Source organism: Bacillus sp. BS3(2021) (assembly GCF_021043345.1).
GTDB lineage: Bacteria > Bacillota > Bacilli > Bacillales > Bacillaceae > Bacillus > Bacillus paralicheniformis.
On the sequence record NZ_JAJNDM010000007.1, the window covers coordinates 131,393 to 149,647 of the forward strand.

Genomic DNA, 18,255 nt, shown 5'->3' on the forward strand with positions numbered 1-18,255 from the left:
TTTAGCCAACCTGCCATAAACCGACTGCATAGAGAAGATTGGCAACAATCCCCAACAATATAACTGCAATAGGGCCGACAGCCAATTCAACAAGTGGTTTTGATGCAATTCGGTTTATTAAATAAAATCCAATCACCCAGAAGAAGCCAATACCGGGAGCAATTTTTTCCCCTGCCATCGCACTGCCAATTAATATAGCCATTCCTAGAACATCTGACAGCGAAGTGCGAATATGCTCCCCCATCTCCCTTACACCAGGCAGTTTGTCCATACTTTTTGATACTGCGGATAATGATACGACCTCTAAATACATGACTAAAAAGCCCAACAGAAATGCTAAAATCGGTATATCCCTGAAAATAAGACCGATTGCAAATACCAAAGTGGTACCAGCTAAACCATAAACTCCTGTTACGATCGCAGTTGAAAAAACTAAAGGGATGAAGCCAATTCCACGTGCAAATGTAGCGATTGCCGCCTCTGTGTAAAGCTCTTTATTAATCAATGCTTGAGGCATTGCATCCACTGCTAAAATCAGCATGGATGATGTTAAAGAAACAAGTCCTCCCATAAGAGCTAATAACCAGCGGTTTTTTTTAATTCGATTTACACGCTCATTAAATATATTCACTAAATTTGCATTAGTAGATTCATCTCCACCTCTAATTCTCGCAGCATAATAAATCATCATTAACATTCCTGCTAATAAAGCCATTCCTTCAGGACTGAGCGAAATTTTATATCCTGCAGCTTGAAATGTTCCAAACTTCTCGAATAAGAGAAACGAAGCCAGAGTGACGATTGCAGTGACGGCGGCTTTTTTTAAACCGTGCTGATATCCAACCGCTACAGCTGGAAATACTGTAAATGCAATAATAATAGGCTGACCAATAAGACTTAAAGAATCTATAAAATTTACGGGAAACATGCCAAATAAATCTACTACAAATTGCAGTCCTAAAACGATTCCAATACTATAAACGGCTCCAATAACCCCTGCAGTTACCATGCCTATTTTGTTTTCCGGAGTCCAAATGCCAATAATGTCACACGCCAATAAAATGCTGTGTCCAATAATGATTGTTGCTCCTATTGAAAGCGGAATACCAAACCCTATGATTAAGCCAAAACTTAATGCAAAACTTGTTGCAGCAAGCTCCCCTCTTGTCATTCTCCCCTCAAGGTATTCAGGCATAATCGGTCGCAAACCATCATTAAACACTGCTACTCCGCGATTTACTAGTATAGAACCTAATGCACCAACAGCCGCTATGACAAGACATTGAATTAAAGAAAGGTCCATTCATTATTCACCTCTATGATTTTTCTCATCTTCTGTACATCATGTCATCCGTGCTTCTTAAATCATCCAGGAAAGCGCTTTCTTTAACTGAAAAAAATGTATACAGTTGAAGCCGGTGTAACAAAATATAAAGAAAAAAATTCATTTATTTTAATAAATAAGGAATTAAAATGTTTAATATATTTTGTGAAGACGAAGCTGTAAAACCAAAGGCAATTTTGCCGCTTTCTACTTCCTTCTCGATCTCTTCCTTGTTTTTTATGGTACTTGGCGAAGCCAAGGTGACGCATTTATCTTTGCCTAATAATGCAATTGCCATTGCAAGCGCACCACCGGATCCTGTTTCACAGGCGCCAATATAATAATCTACCTTATTGTTTTTCACAGCCATAACAGCGTCCAAATCACCTTTAACCAAAACTTCTACATTGCTTCCCCCAATTTCTTTAACAAGTTTTTCAATCGCTTGTTTTTTCAACTGTCCGCCTATTACGATTCTCACCATAATAAAACCCTCCTATTCATTAGATTCTATGACTTTATGAAGATGAAGATAAAAATAGACACGCTCACCTTCTGGAAGTTCTAAACCTGCCAGTGAATGTATAAAATCTATCACTTCTTCTATAGCATTTTTATATGGTGTTTCGTACACTTCATTGATGATGGCAATTGCAGGACTTTCTTCGCTTTCTCCCCTCTCAATTCTAGTTAAAGCCATCGCCATGTGCGTCCAAAACATTTCAGAGTCTTTGATCACCTCCTTTTTCAGCTTTTTTGATAAGAAAACAAATGTGTTCAAAGTTGTGTTGAAAGCATTTTTTGTAATCACTCGACTCGTTAGTAAAATAGACAACTTTTCTTCCAGCTGTATTTGGTTCACGCCAGTTCCTCCAATATACTGTATTTAGTATTTTAAATTTCAAATGCTGACCCATCGCCTCATGTATTGAATGACAAGTCGGATGGGCCGGCATTTTAGTAGCGCGGTATTTTCTCTCCTTTTTCTACACTTTTTTGAGTGTCTAATATTTGTTTCTCATTAACCAAATGCCACTTTTCTGCTATTTCTTTTTCTCTGTCTCCTTCAATAACAATAACGGCTTCAGTTGTATCCTTGGAAATTTTCTTGGCTTTCGGTGAAAAAAAATCGATTGCTTTAAACGTTTGAATCATTCTTTTGTCATCGGCATTCCAAACTGCTGCATCAATTTGTTTTGAAAGAAGCATATCGAAAAGCTGCATATAATTCATATTGACAAACTCAGCGTTTTTATTTTCAAATTCAGCCAATGTTAATTGTTTCTGATCTAGAGACTCCAAATCAACACCTACTCTTATGACATCCTTACCTATTTCCTCATCTGGATGAGCTAAGAAGATTTTATGGGAAGATACATAACTGCTTTCCCCGAATTTCTTGAAAATTTTCAAATTTGGATATTCTGCTATGATATGATCTGCCGTCATCTTAGAAACAATTGCAAAATCACTTCTTTTTGTTCGGACTGCTTCAATTCGATTCACTCCGCCACGCATGTAGATCAAGTTAACTGTTTTTCCGGTTGATTCAAACCCTTCCACAATCCCTGTTGCCAGCCCTTCATATTTCCTTGAATACGGAAGTGGCATTGAGCCGATTAATGGTGCAATACCTGCAATCTCAAGTAATAAATTGTTATCCTTACTTACCAAAAACGTTCCTAAATGGCCTCTAGCCTCCAAATGAATCGCTTTCATATCAACCAATAAATTCAGCGCACTTTGGACAGTCCCCCTGCCGATGGATAACTTATGACAGTAGTCTGAGATGCGGGGAATTTTTTCACCTGCTTTGATATTCATCAATTCTTTAGCAATATTTTTAGCAGCCAAACCATTTTTAGAGTAAAATTTTTCCCACATAATTAATCTTCCTCAAAACAATATACTATATTCTGTATAATTAATTATAAGAGTTGTATCCTAATTTTGCAATAGTATTTTATTCAGAATACTATAAAAAAATATTTTGTTGGCGCACCGTGAATGAATGATAGGTCTCCTTATTCCTTTTTCCGCGTGACAAAAAGAAGCAGCCGAGAAGGCTGCTTCTTTTTTATGAATCATAAATATGGACGGTCGGTTCCTTGTCTCCCGGCTTTTTCAGGATAACGGCTTCCTGCCCGGCTGACGAATTAATGTTGATCTCAACGTTCAGTCCGCTTTTGCCGTAGTAATCCATCACTTCACCGGTCAAGAACTGGGTAAAGGCGATGACTTCGCTTTTGCCGTAAAACTGCATCGGGATGTTGATTTTCATGTCCTGCATTTGGTCGTCTTTATAGAGAGCCGTGCCGACAACCCCTGTGTAGTTTGGAAAATACGTGTCGACTTTGTTTTTAAAGCGTTTGAAGAGCTCCGCGTCATCCGGATGTTTCTCTGAACCTTCTGTTGAAGGGAAGAACGTGTACTCTTCATTGATTTTATCCCAGCCGCCGAGCTCGCTTGTCCCTGATTTCACATCGGTTTTGGCGATAAAGTTTCCAGGGACGATCGATGACTTAGGCGCCTGCTTGTAGAGCATGATGGTCAGCGGAATGTTTTTCAAATCATCCATGTTTCTGATCCGTTTCGCCACTTCCTCGGCGATTTTTTCGCCTTCCTGCCTCAGCTTTTTGTCGCTGATGGTCACTTCTTTTTGCGGGTCGCCGACATTTTCGCGGTAGTAGTAGACAGAGTTCAGTGCAAGGCCGATCACGACGCCGCCGAGCTCAATCGTATCCTTGTCTTTGCGGACGAGGTAGTCATGCTCAAGCATATGGGCGAGGTATACCGGGCTTTCTTCGTTTTGCTTCTCTGTTGATCCGCTTCCGGAAAGGGCGGGGTTCAGTCCGAGGTTTTTGAAGTTTTTATCGTCTTTCTCCGCTTTTTTCAGGTCGTCTCCCGTTTTTTTGCGGGCGAGCCAGCTCGTAACTGTATCCTCATCCAGATATTGTCCTTCTTGAAAAAGGTAATCGTCAGTAGAAAATGAATCTTGCGCAAGGCGCATCATGCCTGTCTCAAATTCATCGATATCCAGCCGCGTATTCAGGCGTTCGGTCGTCAAGCCGCGGGCTTTCCCCGCCTTGAAAGGAAGAACCATTTTATAATAAGAATCGGAGATGTTGTATTTCGGAATGATGGCTTTTTCTTTCGACTTATCCGTTTTCTGCACCATCTCCTGCTCTTCTTCTCCCCCAAAATTCGGCGCACAGGCTGAGAGCATGAGCATACCCGCAGCAGCCGCCAAACATAATATCTTTTTCAATAGAAAACACTCCTCTTATTTCTTTAGCTCACTGATCAGTCTTGCTTCATCCCATACTTCGATGTTCAGCTCTTCAGCTTTCGCCAATTTGCTGCCTGCCGCTTCGCCGGCAATGACGAGATCGGTTTTTTTGCTTACACTGCCTGTGATTTTTCCGCCGAGCGCTTCGATTTCCGCTTTCGCGTCGTTCCGCGACATTTCGTTGAGCTTCCCGGTCAGGACGATCGTTTTTCCCGCAAAATACGAATCGCTCGCTTCAGCGGCCGCTTTTTTCGGGCCCTTATACTCGGTGTTCACCCCGAGTTCTTCAAGCTCGTCCAACAGCTTTAAAATCTCTTCTTTTTGAAAATAAGTGACGAGGGCGTCCGCCATCTTCTCGCCGATTTCATCGACTTCGACCAATTCTTCTTTTGTCGCTTTTTTGAGCCTGTCAAGCGTTTCAAAATGCATCGCCAGTGTCTTGGCCGCTTTGGCGCCGATGAAGCGGATGCCGAGTCCGAAGAGAAGCCGTTCCAATGAATTCTCCTTCGATTTTTCAATCGACTTCAATAAGTTGTCGGTCGATTTTTCCCCCATCCGCTCGAGATTGATCAGCTGCTCGCGCGTCAGCTTATACAGATCGGCGACATTGTGGACGAGGTCTTCGCGGAACAGCTGGGTGATGACGCGCTCGCCAAGACCGTCTATATTCATCGCGTTCCGGGAAACGAAATGGATCAGGCCTTCCCTGATCTGAGCCGGGCACTCCGGATTGATGCAGCGAAGCGCGACTTCTCCTTCAATTCTGACAAGCTCGCTTCCGCATTCCGGGCATTCCTTCGGCATGTTGAATTCTTTCTCTTCTCCCGTCCTCTGTTCGACGAGCACGTTGACAACCTCGGGAATGATGTCTCCTGCTTTTTTAATGACGACTTTGTCCAGCAGTCTGATATCCTTCTCTTTAATCAAATCTTCGTTGTGGAGAGAAGCTCTTTGGACGGTCGTTCCCGCCACTTTTACAGGTTCGAGAATCGCAGTCGGGGTTACTGCACCCGTCCGGCCGACGCTTAATTCAATGTCCAAAAGCGTTGTGACAACCTCTTCGGCAGGAAACTTGTAGGCGATTGCCCAGCGCGGGCTTTTTGCCGTAAAGCCGAGTTCTTCCTGCTGATCAAGGGAGTTGACTTTAATGACGATCCCGTCGATTTCATACGGGAGGTCGGCGCGTTTTGTCTTGAGCTCTTCGACGATCTCAATGACTTCTTCGATCGTGCTGCATTTTTTTCTTTCATGATTGGTTTTAAAGCCGAGTTCGTCGAGGAAATCAAGTCCCTGGCTTTGCGTTTCAACGCCCATTTCGTCAAGCTCCGCTATACTGTAGACGAAGATATCGAGATTTCGTTTCGCGGCGATTTTCGGATCGAGCTGCCTTAATGAGCCGGCAGCGGCGTTCCGCGGGTTGGCGAACGGCTCTTCATCCCGTTCGAGCCGCGTTTTGTTCAGCAATTCAAAGGAGCGCTTCGGCATAAAAGCCTCGCCGCGCACTTCAATTGAAAGATCGCGCTTCATTCGGAGGGGAATGTTTCTGATGGTCTTCAAATTTTCCGTAATATCCTCGCCCGTTGTTCCGTCGCCTCTTGTCGCACCTCTGACAAATACGCCGTTTTCATAGCGCAGTGAAACAGCAAGACCGTCTATTTTAAATTCGACGTTGTACTCAACATCTCCGACCGCCTGGCGGACGCGGCGGTCAAAGTCGCGTAGATCTTCTTCATTAAACGCGTTGCCGAGGCTCAGCATCGGCGTTTTATGCTGCACTTTTTGAAAGGCGTCCAAAACGGCTCCGCCGACGCGCTGAGAAGGAGAGTCCGGCGTTTTCAGGTCGGGGTGCTCTTCTTCAAGAGCAATAAGTTCCTTCATCAGCTTGTCATATTCGGAATCAGGCACGCTTGGGTCGTCAAGGGTGTGATATTCGTAGTTGTATTTGTTAATCAATGCATGCAGTTGTTCCACACGGCGTTTAGCTGCTTCTTTTTCCATTGGTTTCGTCCTTTCATTTCAGGTCTTTTGCCATTTATTGCTTTTCAATAGGCGCAAAGGCCGCGAGAAGACGCTTCACTCCGGTCGGGCTCGGGAAGGCGATGTCAAGCTCAGTCGATTCGCCGGATCCTTTGACGCTGACAACGGTTCCGACGCCCCACTTTTTATGGGAGGCTTTGTCGCCGACTGCCCAATTGACACCGTCGCCGCCGGTTTTGCTGTACGATGCAGCCGGCCGGGTAACCGGGCCTCTCCGCTCCGGCTTTCTTCCAAACGGCGTTTTCAGATCTTTTTTCTTCTCGTTTAGATTGTCCAATAATTCTTCCGGTATTTCCGCAATGAACCTTGATTCCGGGTTCATATTCGTTCTCCCGAACAATGTCCGCATCCGCGCGTTAGTTAAATAAAGCTCTTCCTCAGCCCTCGTGATGCCGACGTATGCGAGTCTCCGTTCTTCTTCCATCTCCGCTTCCTCCATCAGGGAGCGGCTGTGCGGGAATACCCCTTCTTCAAGCCCCATCAGGAACACGACCGGGAATTCGAGTCCTTTTGCGGCATGAAGCGTCATCAAGATGACCGCGTCTTGATTTCCGGTCTCTTCTTCCTTCTGATCAAGCTGATCGATATCGGCGATAAGGGCCAAATCCGTCAAAAAGGCGACGAGCGATTTATCTTCGCTTTGCTGTTCAAAGTTTTTCGTTACGGAGAGAAACTCGTCGATATTTTCAAGACGGCTCTGCGCTTCCAGGGATTTTTCCGCTTTCAGCATTTCGCGGTATTCGGTTTTTTCAAGGATTTCTTCCGTAAGCTCTGTGACAGATAAGTATTCCTGCATGTTCGTCAGGTTTTCGATCGTCTGTCTGAACTCGTCAAGCGCGTTCGCCGCTCTTGCGCTGAGGCCGATAAAGTCAACCTGTCCGAGCGCTTCAAATAAAGACATTCCGTTCATATCGGCATAAGCCGCAATTTTATCGACTGAAGTCGCACCAACGCCGCGCTTCGGCACGTTTACGATCCGCGCAAAGCTGATATCGTCGTCAGGATTTGCGACGAGGCGCAAATACGCAAGGATGTCTTTGATCTCTTTCCTGTCATAGAACTTCGTGCCGCCGACAATGTTGTAGTTGATGTTCGCTTTCATCAGCGTTTCCTCGATGACACGCGATTGAGCGTTCGTCCGGTACAAAATCGCGATATCAGAGAAAGATCGTTTTCCCGAGCCGACGAGCTCCCTGATTTTGCCCGCGACAAATTGGCCTTCGCCAAATTCGTTGTCGCCTCTGAAGTAGGAGATTTTCGCTCCTTCGTCATTTTCGGTCCAGAGGTTTTTCGGCTTTCTGTTGGAGTTGTTCTGAATCACTTCATTGGCCGCGTTCAATATCCGCTTTGTCGACCTGTAGTTTTGTTCGAGTAGAATGACGCTTGCATTCGGATAGTCTTTTTCAAACGACAGAATGTTGGCAATGTCCGCGCCGCGCCATCTGTAGATCGACTGGTCGGAGTCCCCGACGACGCAGATGTTTTCGAAGCGCTGCGCCATTTTTTTGACGAGCAAATACTGCGCCCTGTTCGTATCCTGATACTCATCGACATGAATGTATTGGAATTTCCGCTGGTAGTATTCGAGCACTTCCGGCACCCGGTCAAACAGGATGATCGTCGTCATGATCAGATCGTCAAAATCGAGCGACTGGTTTTTCCGCAGTTTTTTCTGATAATCTTTGTAGACATCGCTGACGACTTGTTCAAAAAAACCGCCGGCTGTTTTCTCGTACTCTTCCGGGTCGATCAATTCGTTTTTCGCACTGCTGATCGATCCGAGTATGCTTCTGGGATCGAATTTTTTCGGATCGATGTTTCTTTCCTTTAAGATTCCTTTAATGACGGAAAGCTGATCTGACGTATCAAGAATCGAGAAATTCCGGTTGATGCCGATTCTGTCGATGTCTCTCCGTAAAATTCTCACACACATGCTGTGGAACGTCGAAATCCAGATGTCGTCCGCTCCCGGTCCGAGAATGCGTTCCACACGTTCTTTCATTTCTCTGGCCGCTTTGTTCGTAAATGTAATCGCCAAAATGTTCCACGGGGCAACGCGCTTCTCCGCCATTAAATACGCAATGCGGTGCGTCAATACCCGCGTCTTTCCGCTTCCTGCTCCGGCCATGATCAAAAGCGGACCGTCCGTCGTTTTGACCGCTTCCTGCTGCATCTTGTTTAATCCGCTTAATAATTGGTCGCTAATGTAATTCAATTCCGTTCACCGCCTATTCAAACATATGTTCTATTATAAACCAATCCGGTTCGTTGTGCTCATCCTTTTACGGCCTTTACCGTTTGCAGCGCATCTTCGAAATTCTCATAAATCGCGTTTCCGACGACGATCACATCGGCGTGCTCAGCCATTTTTACCGCCGTCTCCGCATCTTTGATGCCGCCGCCGTAAAACAGCGTCGTTTCCTGAAGCACCGCTTTTGTTTCCTTAACGATCTCCGAATCCCCCAGCATGCCGCTGTATTCAAGATAAAAGACCGGAAGGCGGAAAAGATGTTCTGCCACGCGGGCGTATGCTTTAATATCCTCAATGTCAAGCTCGGTATCTGCGTTTGTTAAAGCGGCAGCCTTGCAGTCCTGATTCAAAATACAGTACCCTTCAACAACAATCTCATCAGGTGACATCAGCTCGCCGTATTCTTTCATCGCCTTTTTATGTAAGCCGGCAATCCAGTCGGTATCTCTGCTGTTGAGCACAGTCGGAATAAAATAGAGATCAAATCCCGGGACGATCGCGTCAATCGTCGACACTTCCAGGACGCACGGCACTAAAAAGCGGCGCACTTTTGCCATCAGCCGAAGGACATCATCTTCTGTGACATGATCGCTTCCGCCGATCAAAACCGCATCTGTTCCAGATTCGCACAGCTGTTCAAGCTGATCATCCGTAATATCTTTATTCGGATCGAGTTTAAAGACATGCTTCCACTCGGTAATATCGTACATGAAAAAAGCTCCTCCATTCGTTCTTACCATTTAAATATTATAACAAATTCAGCCCCTTTCGAAAAACGGATAACGAATAAACGATAAACGTGCAGAAAGCACAAAAAAACCGCCGGTGCTCAGTGCCCTGAGCCAGGCGGTTTCATGACATCATGAAGATGATTCAGATTGATTTGCTTTGACGCGGTCCAGCGCCATGATATAAGCGTCATTTCCGTAGTTCAGGCAGCGTTTCACCCTGGAAATGGTCGCGGTGCTCGCTCCGGTTTCCGTCTCAATTTTGTGATACGTGTTACCGTCGCGCAGCATTCTGGCTACTTCGAGCCGCTGAGCCAATGACTGAATTTCATTTATTGTGCATAAATCATCGAAAAAACGATAGCATTCTTCGAGATCTTTTAGTGATAGTATGGATTGAAAAAGCTGGTCCAGCTCTCTCCCGCGCAATTTATCGATCTGCATCTTTACACACCTTCTCCTTTGCTAATAGAAACCTTGCTGAGATCGGGAACGATATTGATCCACGTTCTTCCCGGCACAAACGGAACGGTCTTGCCGTCCGTCTTCGGTATAATCCGGCCGTTTTCGTTCTTCCAGCTGATCCGATGGACTTCCCCGTTTTGCAAAAGGAGCCCTTTTCCGCCTGAACGAAGGTCAATATCCCTTCTCCCGTACGCATCTTTCATATGATGTTCGGCTTCCGCTATTAGAATGTTTTGAAGAACAACAGGTTCTTCTGTTTCAAGGTCTGTTGTCAAAATACCGTCTGACTTTCTCACATAGCCTTCAACCTTTTTATCATAACCATATTCGACACGGTTTGTAACGGATTTTGTTCCGTAATCTAACCGTATAGAATAAAGCGCATCCGAAGGTTTGTCAGGGCTTGCTTTAAAAGTGAGCGGTTCTGTGCGGGTTTCGATGGCATATCCTTTGTCATCTGCTGCTTGCTTTACATTTTTATATGACGTGTACGAATTATGCGGCGCTTCCCGAAAATCAGCCCTCCAAAACAGGCTGCCGTCGTAATCCATCCCATTGATATGATCGGCGTCGCCGTTCAACAGGCGGCTTTTTGCACCCGGACTCCAGCCGTGATGCACCAAGAGGCTGTCAAAACCGAGAGCCAAATCAATGAAATACTCCCGGGCGCTGCGGACTGGGCCAACCGCTTCAGGCATGTCGCTTTGATAGATCGCCAACAATCGTGTGATCGGTCCTTCACTGAGAGCTTCAATGACAATGTCAGCCTTGCTTAATCCCGACTGCGGCCGTGCTTTTGAATGATTGTTCACCACAACGGCAATGGGCCGCTGCCGAATATCTCCGTCCGCCTTCAATCCTGTCAGCGGATGAATGTTCTTTTCCTTTTCCTGCTGTTCCTGCGACTGGCACGATGCAAGCAGTAAAAGAGAAGCAAAACAAAGCAGTACTCTTACATATCGATTCACCATAGATTAGCTCCCGCTCTTTTATATTTTAACGCATTATCGATGGAAAGAGTACAGTTTTTTTCATCACATCAAAGATCCCTTTCGGCGTCACCCTGATATAAGGCAGATGAGTGCTTTGCAAAAAGAGCAGGGTGTAGATCGGGTCGTCAAACGTATAGCCTCTTTCAAACAAAAGCTCTTTTAACGTCTTTTCCCTTTCAAGCACCTTTTCATACATCTCATTTGATGCGCCGCCGCTTAAATGAAGAGGAATTTCGTGCAGGATTTTTCCGTTTTCCGCTAATACGATACCTCCCCCGATTTCTTTCATCCGCTTGAAGGCCAAAAGCATGTCTTCCTTGTTTTTGCCGACCGCGATAATATCTCCAGTTGTCGAATAGGAGCTGACGAACCCTTGGACACGGGTTGCAAAGCCTTTCAGCATCGTATTGACACGCCATTTTCCATATTTGTCGAACAGCGAGAGATAGCTTTCATCATGGTCAAAAGAAAGCTGGTTGACAGAGTTGTCAATCTCAATCGTATAAGGCTCCATAATCACGGAATTCCTCATTTTTAAGCCGAGCGGCATGGAAAACTGCAAGTCATCCATCGTTAGATCATATGAAAGGTTCAGAGGGACAAGACCCCCTTTTTGCCAATCCGGAACTGTAAACGCATTCATATTTACGCCGCCTGATTTGATCAGCCGCCCTTTTGCCAAAACTGTCTCCGGATTCGGTTCATCAGGGCTATTCAAAATGTTGAGCGTTGCGTATCTGCCCGGTGCCACCACACCGAGGATATCCTCCATATGATAATACTTAGCGATATTAAACGAAGCCATATTATAGGCATCGATCAGCGGCACGCCCTCTTCGATGGCAATTTCAATCAGCTTGTTTGTCATGCCTTCTTTATAAAAGTTCGGCGTTGCACCGTCCGTTGTATAAAACATATGGTCATAATGGTGAAAGCCGTCTTCGTGCAGCTCGCGCAAAATCTTTCGCAAATCAGGACGGATGGAAGACTGCCTCAAGCCGACGTGGTATCCAAGTTCAAGCCGCTTCAGCACTTCCTTTCCAGTCATGGCTTCATGATCTGCGTCAGCGCCGAAAAGCTTCATCTTCGTGAGCGTTTTTTCCGATGCCCCCGGAAAATGACCCTCGATCCGCTTTCTCCTTCTTTTCGTGCACTGCATGCAATGAAGGAGCAGATCATCGCCGTCCAAGAGGCGCGGCCAGCCTGTCATTTCTCCTCCCTGGATGACGTCCGGGTGTTCTCCCCAACGTTTTCGGTAATCGATCGATAAAATTTGATCTTCATTCAACACTTCAGTCTGCAAGTCATACCTTGACCACCAATAGTAGTGGACAGGCTGTTTTTTCAGTTCTTCCAATATAGAAAACGCTTTCTTTTTTCCGCAATGCAAAAGCAGAAACAAGTTGTCATTTACGAATGTCGTCGTTCCAAACTGTGACACATATTCAGCCAAAGTTTGGGGATTATAAATTTGAAAAGGATGGACATGCGGCTCAATATACCCGGGTACAATGTATTTTCCTTCACAATCTATTGTAGTTTTAACAGCCGTCTTCGGCAAGTCACGGCCGACGTAAACGATTCTGTCATGATGAATCCATACGTTTGCCAGAATCCATTGCTTTACATACGGGTTCAGTACAGAGGCATTTCGTAAAAGGAGCGTTGGCTGCAGCCTTGAACTTACAACATCAACTTGCGATCTGATGTGTTTGTTTTTCCAAATTAAGGTGCGTTCGGACATTCACATACTCTCCTTTACATGTAATGATCCTATGTTAACACATTTACTATCGTCACGCATTACCAATCCGTTACAATTTTTCGAAAAAACACTTTATTTAATTATTTAAATAGGAGGAATGAAGCATGAAGCAAAACATCGGACTGTTTGACGCCGTTTTTCGCATTGCCTGCGGACTGACGATCCTGTCGGCGGCAGCGGCAAAGTTTACGAGAAAACCGTGGTGCAGAATGACGCTTTTCTGCATGTTTATGGGGGCGATGAAGGCCGCTTCCGGCATCTTGCGATTTTGTCCCATGACGTATGTTTGCAAAACTTATATGAAGCAGCAGGGAGAAGCTGGCGAACAATCGTAAAAAGTACCTTTTATAGGTGATTTCAGACCGTTGACAAAATAGGTCGGATTTCTAAGGTTCTACCTATTTTTGTCCGGTTTATACTGTTTTTTCGATGAAAAGGCCGGCGATTAGGGCCTTTCTACGTCCATTCATGTCAGCGAAAACAAGCATCGCCTGCATGGACAATTTTTTCTTTCCCCACAGGGTTGTCCAGCGCAGGCCATGCCGCAAAAAACCCGTTCGATGGTTTCGCGCATGGAGCGATGCCCAAGCACGTATTGAATCAGAACCATTTTGATCAATACAACGGGATCAATGCTTGGACGTCCTTTTGAAGAATAAAGAGGGGCAACTTTTTCATAAATAAATGAAAAATCCATGAACTTCTTCCATCTTCCTGACCAGATCATCTTCAAGGACAAGTTCGCTTAAGGCAACGACTTCAAGCTGTTCACGCTGATCTTTTGAGTGCTTGGACAACATAGTAAAACCTCCAAAATCTAGATTCCACTCACATTTTTTTAAAAAAAGCTTGTCGATGAAGCCACTTTTTATGACTTTGTCGACAAGCTGAAACATCCTAAACCGGGATGCTTTTTTCTATTCGGTCAATTTTTCAATCTGGCCCATCACATCGCTGATCTGCTGAGCGCTTTGTACCAATTCTGACTGCTCCAGCTTCTCGACTGTTAATTTTCCTTCCTCAACACTTTTCAAAACATCTTCAGCGCTTTTTTGCAGTGTTTCATTATGCTTCTCGATGGTGTTATGAATCTCGGCTGCGGCATCGGGAGGGGTTAATTCATTAAAATCGGCTGCAGCCTGCTGGATAGACTCAAGCTGAGTTTCCAGCTTTTCTTTTGCACCCGTGTCGTTTACAGCCTGTTCAGCCAAGGAAGGCGCCTCCTCCGCAAATGTCTTCACTTTTTGGATATAGCCGGCCGCTTCATTTGTATAGTTCAATCCGTCATTCACCTGATCAAGCATTCCGCATCCGCCTGCACCTAAAAGGCCCATTCCGGCAAGAACTATAAGAATTCTTTTCATTGTTTGCCTCCTTATCGTTTCTTTTTCATTTTTTCTTTCAAAATCGGAATTAATTTTTCTTTCGCCAAAGGCAGACCTTTCTTCACCAATTCACGCTTCAGCCATTTCCCGAGCTTAGACACGGTCAGTCTCCTTTCCCTTTTGATAAAAATGAAAAAACTCCACCGATTTGGTGAAGTGGATAAACAAAAAGACCTTCACCAAATCAGATTTGGCAAAGGTCTCGCTAACAATTAGATTGCCAGCAAAGCCGAGGATCTAGGACATCCCGTAATGACGACTTTACTGTGACAGCTACTCCCCTTTGGAGTATTCATTTTTATTACTTTCATTTTAAGGCACAAGGCTTATCCAGTCAAATTCCTGCTGGCCGGCTTATGAAAGAAATGCCCTGTCCGTAAAAAAACACCTTCTTGGGAATGAAAGTGGCAGATTGTTGACGAAATCCTAAAACGGTTTAAAGTTTTAGGATTTCGTCATCTTTTATAGGGGCTTTTTTTATATTGAATGAGGTCATTTTTGCAAATGCTCTCTTATACAATCTTCACATAAAATCAAGCCGTTGCTCTCCAGAAACCTTTTGACATGGGTGATTCCTGATAATCCGACGGGCTTGTCTATGTAATAAAATGTCTCGTCTTTTGATATTTGTTTTTTACACCTTTTGCAGGTTACATGACTCATATGTTATCTCCTTTTCTATCACTGTCTAAATAAAATTGGTTGTACGATTTTTCTATCGATAACAAAAAAGCACCTTTCACGGGTGCTTTTTTAATTAGTTAGGCGCCGTTTCCCCTGCTGATTTCACCCGCAGACGGAATTGTTTCAAGCCGTACATGCTGCTGTCCGCCATCGGCGCGATCGCAAGCTTTTCCATCGAGGAATACTGCTTGAGGAGCGCCTCAAGAGCGATCGCCGCTTCCAGCCTTGCGAGCGGAGCGCCTAAGCAGAAATGGATGCCGTGGCCAAATCCGATATGCGGGTTCGGATAACGGTGAATATCAAATTCGTGCGCCCTCTCAAATTTCGCTTCATCACGGTTTGCAGAAGCAAGAAAAGCGACGACGCCTTCTCCTTTTTTCAAACTTACTCCTCTGATCTCGGTATCCTGTTTAACGAAGCGCACGATCATCGGCGCGGGCGCCCGGAAACGGACGGCTTCCTCGACGGCCTGCGGAATCAGTTCAGGATGCCTGGCGAGCTCGTCATACGCACCCGGTGTTTCGAGAATGCTGTAGACCGCATTTGAAATCAAATTGGTCGTCGTTTCATTCCCCGCCATCAAGAGCAGGTTGCAAAACGGAATCAATTCATCAGGGGAAAGCTTGTCCCCTTCTTGTTCGGCTTTGATCAAGAGCGAAATCAAGTCATTGCCGAGGTTTTGTCTTTTCTCTTCGATCATCTTTTCAAAAAACGCGGTCAGCTCTTCTTCCCCTTGATCCCTGATGTTTTTCCACTCGTTCACATCTTCTTGCCGATCGCTCTTCGGCAGGCTGACCAACACGTCGGACCATTCTTTGAAATGGTGCTTATATACTGAAGGAACGCCGAGCAATTCCGAAATGACGATGACGGGCAACGGATATGAAAAATCCTGTACAAGGTCGATCTCTTCCCTGCCGCGGATTTGAGCGAGCAGTTCATTCGTCAGTTCGCGAATGCGCGGCTCCCACTCTTTCATGACACGCGGAGTAAAAGCCTTGTTGACGATCGATCTGATTCTCGTGTGTTTCGGTGGATCCATGCTGATCAACGTTTTCGCAAACGTATTGCCGGTTCCAAGCTGATGGAACTGATTTGAAAAAAACTCTTTGTCGCTGATCACTCTTTTGACATCGTCATAACGGAACACACTCCATACCTTGCTGTCTTCATCATAGTGAATCGGTGATTCGGTGCGCATTTTTTCATACCATGGAAACGGATCATACGGGTCTTGTCTGTTCTTTCCGTTAAGCAGCGCTTTCTGAATAGGGTTCTGCTGTTTTGTTTGACTCATTCGCTTTCACTCCTTCGGTTCTTGTCAGCTGATTCATGAAGTTCAATATGTTAGTTTAAAATTAAAAGAACCCACCGGATCATTCAACCAACAAGTGGAAAAGAAGTGTCGAAAAAGTGTTTGAGGAGGCGGCTGAAGTGGCTGACAGCTATCGCGGGGACAAGCGGATTACAAAATCGAAAACAAATTTAAAAAAAGCCTTGTTTGAACTGCTTGCTGAAAAAGAATGGGGAAAAATCTCTGTACAGGATATTACGCAACGGGCAAACTTGAATCGAACGACATTTTATCAGCATTATCAAGATAAATACGATTTGCTTCATCAAAATATGAGAGACATGTTTGAAGTAATGAAAGAGGATATTTTTTCGCCGCTTGATATAGATTGCAGCGGGGAAAAGCCTGAAGCGTACTGGTATGTGCTGCGCTTTTATCAGCATTTACAACAGAACTGCGATGATTTTGCGATTATCATCAACAGAAGATATGAGCTGAACATTAAGGAGCTGCTCAATGACTTTTGGAATGACAGCTTTTTGACGGGAATCAAAAAAACGGCAGCTGCCGATACTAACCGCTCAGTGCCTCTTGATATCCAGCGGCGATTTGTGATTTCCGCCTTTGCGGGCACAGCCGCATGGTGGCTTGAAAACGACATGCCTTATCCGCCCGAATTGATGGCTGAATCGTTGATTAAAATGATCCAAAAAAATTGACGGCAAAAAAAGAGACAAAACGGGTGCTCCCGCTCTGTCTCTTCACCGGTTATTTCTGCGCTGCCTTGAGCGCACGCGCGCCGATATCCGTCCGGTAAAACAGCCCCGGTTTTCTTACTCGTTCCACCGCTTGATAGGCTGCTTCCCTGGCCGCTTCAAACGTCTCGGCAAACGCCGTGACATTGGCGACGCGGCCGCCGTTTGTCACAAACTGACCGCCACTTTTTTTCGTGCCTGCGTGAAAGACGACGGTCTGTTCCATATCAGGCTCAAGCGTGCCGATCGGCGTGCCTTTTTCATAGCTTTCCGGATAGCCGTCAGATGCTAGAACAACGGTGACTGCCGCCGTATCCTTCCACTTCAGCTCCACTTCTTTGTCGGCGAGGAGGTCAAGCAAGACTTGTACAAGGTCTGATTCAAGACGCGGCAGTACGACCTGGGTTTCCGGATCTCCGAATCTCGCGTTGAATTCGATCACTTTTGTTCCTTTTTCGGTTAGCATTAAGCCAGCATACAAGACTCCCGTAAACGAACGGCCTTCTTTAACCATCGCTTCGGCCGCCGGCTCCAAAATCGTTTTAACGGCGTCTTCAACGACCGCATCCGAAATCTGCGGCACCGGGGAATATGCGCCCATTCCCCCTGTATTCGGGCCTTTGTCTCCGTCAAATGCCCGCTTGTGATCTTGCGCGATCACCATCGGATACACTTTTTCACCTTTGACAAAAGCCATCAGCGAAAATTCTTCACCGTTTAAAAATTCCTCGATAACGACAGAGGCGCTTGCATCGCCGAACTTTTCATCTTCTAAAAAGTCATGCAGACACTGAACCGCATCTTCGGCTGTCATCGCGACTGTGACGCCTTTTCCAGCGGCAAGCCCGTCAGCTTTGATGACGATCGGAGCGCCTTTTTCCTCAACATACGCCTTTGCTTTTTCAAAAGATGTAAACGTTTCGTATTCTGCTGTCGGTATTTGATATTTTTTCATCAGATCTTTGGCAAACTGCTTGCTTCCTTCAATCACCGCTGCTTTTTTCGACGGACCGAACACCGGAAGGCCCGCTTCTTCAAATGCATCCACAAGCCCTTCGATTAGAGGGACCTCAGGACCGACAATCGTCAGTCCGATATTGTTTTCTTTTGCGAAAGCGAGAAGCCCTTCGTGATTGCCTTCGTCAAGATCAACGAGTACGGCGGTCCCGGCCATTCCGTCATTGCCGGGCGCCGCATATACAGTGCCGACAAGAGGGCTTTGCGCCGCTTTCCAGGCGAGCGTGTGCTCCCTGCCGCCTCTGCCGATAATCAATACGTTCACGCTG

Annotated in this window: 16 protein-coding genes and 1 pseudogene; 2 read left to right on the forward strand and 15 right to left on the reverse strand. The window is 45.5% G+C overall.

The annotated features are described in order from the left end of the window. Position 1: 1 nt before the first annotated feature. The 11 genes from LQ247_RS16325 to LQ247_RS16375 form a co-directional block, all read right to left on the reverse strand. Positions 2–1,303, reverse strand: coding sequence for a YhfT family protein (locus LQ247_RS16325; RefSeq protein ID WP_039073302.1), 1,302 nt, complete (start codon positions 1,301–1,303; stop codon positions 2–4). 145 nt (positions 1,304–1,448) lie between these two features. Further along, positions 1,449–1,808, reverse strand: coding sequence for a DUF2620 domain-containing protein (locus LQ247_RS16330; RefSeq protein WP_020450457.1), 360 nt, complete (start codon positions 1,806–1,808; stop codon positions 1,449–1,451). Between the two features lie 12 nt (positions 1,809–1,820). Then, a complete protein-coding gene (locus LQ247_RS16335) occupies positions 1,821–2,186 on the reverse strand; it encodes a PRD domain-containing protein (RefSeq protein WP_020450456.1) in 366 nt (121 codons plus the stop codon). Between the two features lie 95 nt (positions 2,187–2,281). Then, a complete protein-coding gene (gene yhfZ / locus LQ247_RS16340; RefSeq protein WP_043054153.1) occupies positions 2,282–3,208 on the reverse strand; it encodes a GntR family transcriptional regulator YhfZ in 927 nt (308 codons plus the stop codon). Between the two features lie 193 nt (positions 3,209–3,401). Further along, the gene (locus tag LQ247_RS16345; RefSeq protein WP_023855598.1) at positions 3,402–4,592 is read right to left on the reverse strand and encodes a CamS family sex pheromone protein; all 1,191 of its coding nucleotides are present in this window, start codon (positions 4,590–4,592) and stop codon (positions 3,402–3,404) included. 15 nt (positions 4,593–4,607) lie between these two features. Next, positions 4,608–6,611 (reverse strand): NAD-dependent DNA ligase LigA, encoded by a 2,004-nt coding sequence (ligA, locus tag LQ247_RS16350; RefSeq protein WP_231006296.1) that lies wholly within the window; start codon positions 6,609–6,611, stop codon positions 4,608–4,610. Positions 6,612–6,645: 34 nt separating this feature from the next. Continuing rightward, a complete protein-coding gene (gene pcrA / locus LQ247_RS16355; RefSeq protein WP_025810325.1) occupies positions 6,646–8,865 on the reverse strand; it encodes a DNA helicase PcrA in 2,220 nt (739 codons plus the stop codon). 59 nt (positions 8,866–8,924) lie between these two features. Further along, the gene (locus tag LQ247_RS16360) at positions 8,925–9,611 is read right to left on the reverse strand and encodes a heptaprenylglyceryl phosphate synthase (RefSeq protein WP_043054152.1); all 687 of its coding nucleotides are present in this window, start codon (positions 9,609–9,611) and stop codon (positions 8,925–8,927) included. Positions 9,612–9,761: 150 nt separating this feature from the next. Further along, positions 9,762–10,073, reverse strand: a complete 312-nt coding sequence (locus LQ247_RS16365) for a YerC/YecD family TrpR-related protein (protein WP_003179568.1) — start codon at positions 10,071–10,073, stop codon at positions 9,762–9,764. Positions 10,074–10,075: 2 nt separating this feature from the next. Further along, positions 10,076–11,062 carry a DUF3048 domain-containing protein gene (locus LQ247_RS16370; RefSeq protein ID WP_231006325.1) on the reverse strand — a complete coding sequence of 329 codons (987 nt, stop codon included), beginning with the start codon at positions 11,060–11,062 and terminating at the stop codon, positions 10,076–10,078. A 28-nt stretch (positions 11,063–11,090) separates the two neighbouring features. After that, positions 11,091–12,830 carry an adenine deaminase C-terminal domain-containing protein gene (locus LQ247_RS16375; RefSeq protein ID WP_095292965.1) on the reverse strand — a complete coding sequence of 580 codons (1,740 nt, stop codon included), beginning with the start codon at positions 12,828–12,830 and terminating at the stop codon, positions 11,091–11,093. Between the two features lie 125 nt (positions 12,831–12,955). On the opposite strand from LQ247_RS16375, the gene LQ247_RS16380 reads away from it, so the two are divergent. Then, positions 12,956–13,186 (forward strand): YgaP family membrane protein, encoded by a 231-nt coding sequence (locus LQ247_RS16380; RefSeq protein WP_231006297.1) that lies wholly within the window; start codon positions 12,956–12,958, stop codon positions 13,184–13,186. A 200-nt stretch (positions 13,187–13,386) separates the two neighbouring features. On the opposite strand, the pseudogene LQ247_RS16385 reads toward LQ247_RS16380, so the two are convergent. The 3 genes and pseudogenes from LQ247_RS16385 to LQ247_RS16395 all read right to left on the reverse strand — a co-directional run. Next, positions 13,387–13,651, reverse strand: a pseudogene (locus tag LQ247_RS16385) (transposase); the annotation flags it as partial. A gap of 117 nt (positions 13,652–13,768) precedes the next feature. Beyond that, positions 13,769–14,215, reverse strand: a complete 447-nt coding sequence (locus tag LQ247_RS16390; protein WP_043928952.1) for a DUF6376 family protein — start codon at positions 14,213–14,215, stop codon at positions 13,769–13,771. Positions 14,216–14,993: 778 nt separating this feature from the next. Then, positions 14,994–16,217: a cytochrome P450 gene (locus LQ247_RS16395; RefSeq protein ID WP_231006298.1), complete on the reverse strand. Its 1,224-nt coding sequence runs from the start codon at positions 16,215–16,217 to the stop codon at positions 14,994–14,996. Between the two features lie 137 nt (positions 16,218–16,354). Between LQ247_RS16395 and LQ247_RS16400 the strand changes: the two genes are divergently transcribed. After that, complete coding sequence (locus LQ247_RS16400) at positions 16,355–16,933, forward strand: TetR/AcrR family transcriptional regulator (protein WP_231006299.1); 579 nt, start codon at positions 16,355–16,357, stop codon at positions 16,931–16,933. Positions 16,934–16,982: 49 nt separating this feature from the next. On the opposite strand, the gene purD is transcribed toward LQ247_RS16400, so the two are convergent. Continuing rightward, complete coding sequence (gene purD / locus LQ247_RS16405) at positions 16,983–18,251, reverse strand: phosphoribosylamine--glycine ligase (RefSeq protein ID WP_231006300.1); 1,269 nt, start codon at positions 18,249–18,251, stop codon at positions 16,983–16,985. Positions 18,252–18,255 lie beyond the last annotated feature (4 nt).

Excerpts from the sequence above, each read along its gene's own strand:
- LQ247_RS16325 (WP_039073302.1), bottom strand. The coding sequence starts at position 1,303 with ATGGACCTTTCTTTAATTCAATGTCTTGTCATAGCGGCTGTTGGTGCA.
- LQ247_RS16330 (WP_020450457.1), bottom strand. The coding sequence starts at position 1,808 with ATGGTGAGAATCGTAATAGGCGGACAGTTGAAAAAACAAGCGATTGAA.
- yhfZ (WP_043054153.1), bottom strand. The coding sequence starts at position 3,208 with ATGTGGGAAAAATTTTACTCTAAAAATGGTTTGGCTGCTAAAAATATT.
- ligA (WP_231006296.1), bottom strand. The coding sequence starts at position 6,611 with ATGGAAAAAGAAGCAGCTAAACGCCGTGTGGAACAACTGCATGCATTG.
- LQ247_RS16360 (WP_043054152.1), bottom strand. The coding sequence starts at position 9,611 with ATGTACGATATTACCGAGTGGAAGCATGTCTTTAAACTCGATCCGAAT.
- LQ247_RS16365 (WP_003179568.1), bottom strand. The coding sequence starts at position 10,073 with ATGCAGATCGATAAATTGCGCGGGAGAGAGCTGGACCAGCTTTTTCAA.
- LQ247_RS16375 (WP_095292965.1), bottom strand. The coding sequence starts at position 12,830 with ATGTCCGAACGCACCTTAATTTGGAAAAACAAACACATCAGATCGCAA.
- LQ247_RS16380 (WP_231006297.1), top strand. The coding sequence starts at position 12,956 with ATGAAGCAAAACATCGGACTGTTTGACGCCGTTTTTCGCATTGCCTGC.
- LQ247_RS16390 (WP_043928952.1), bottom strand. The coding sequence starts at position 14,215 with ATGAAAAGAATTCTTATAGTTCTTGCCGGAATGGGCCTTTTAGGTGCA.
- LQ247_RS16395 (WP_231006298.1), bottom strand. The coding sequence starts at position 16,217 with ATGAGTCAAACAAAACAGCAGAACCCTATTCAGAAAGCGCTGCTTAAC.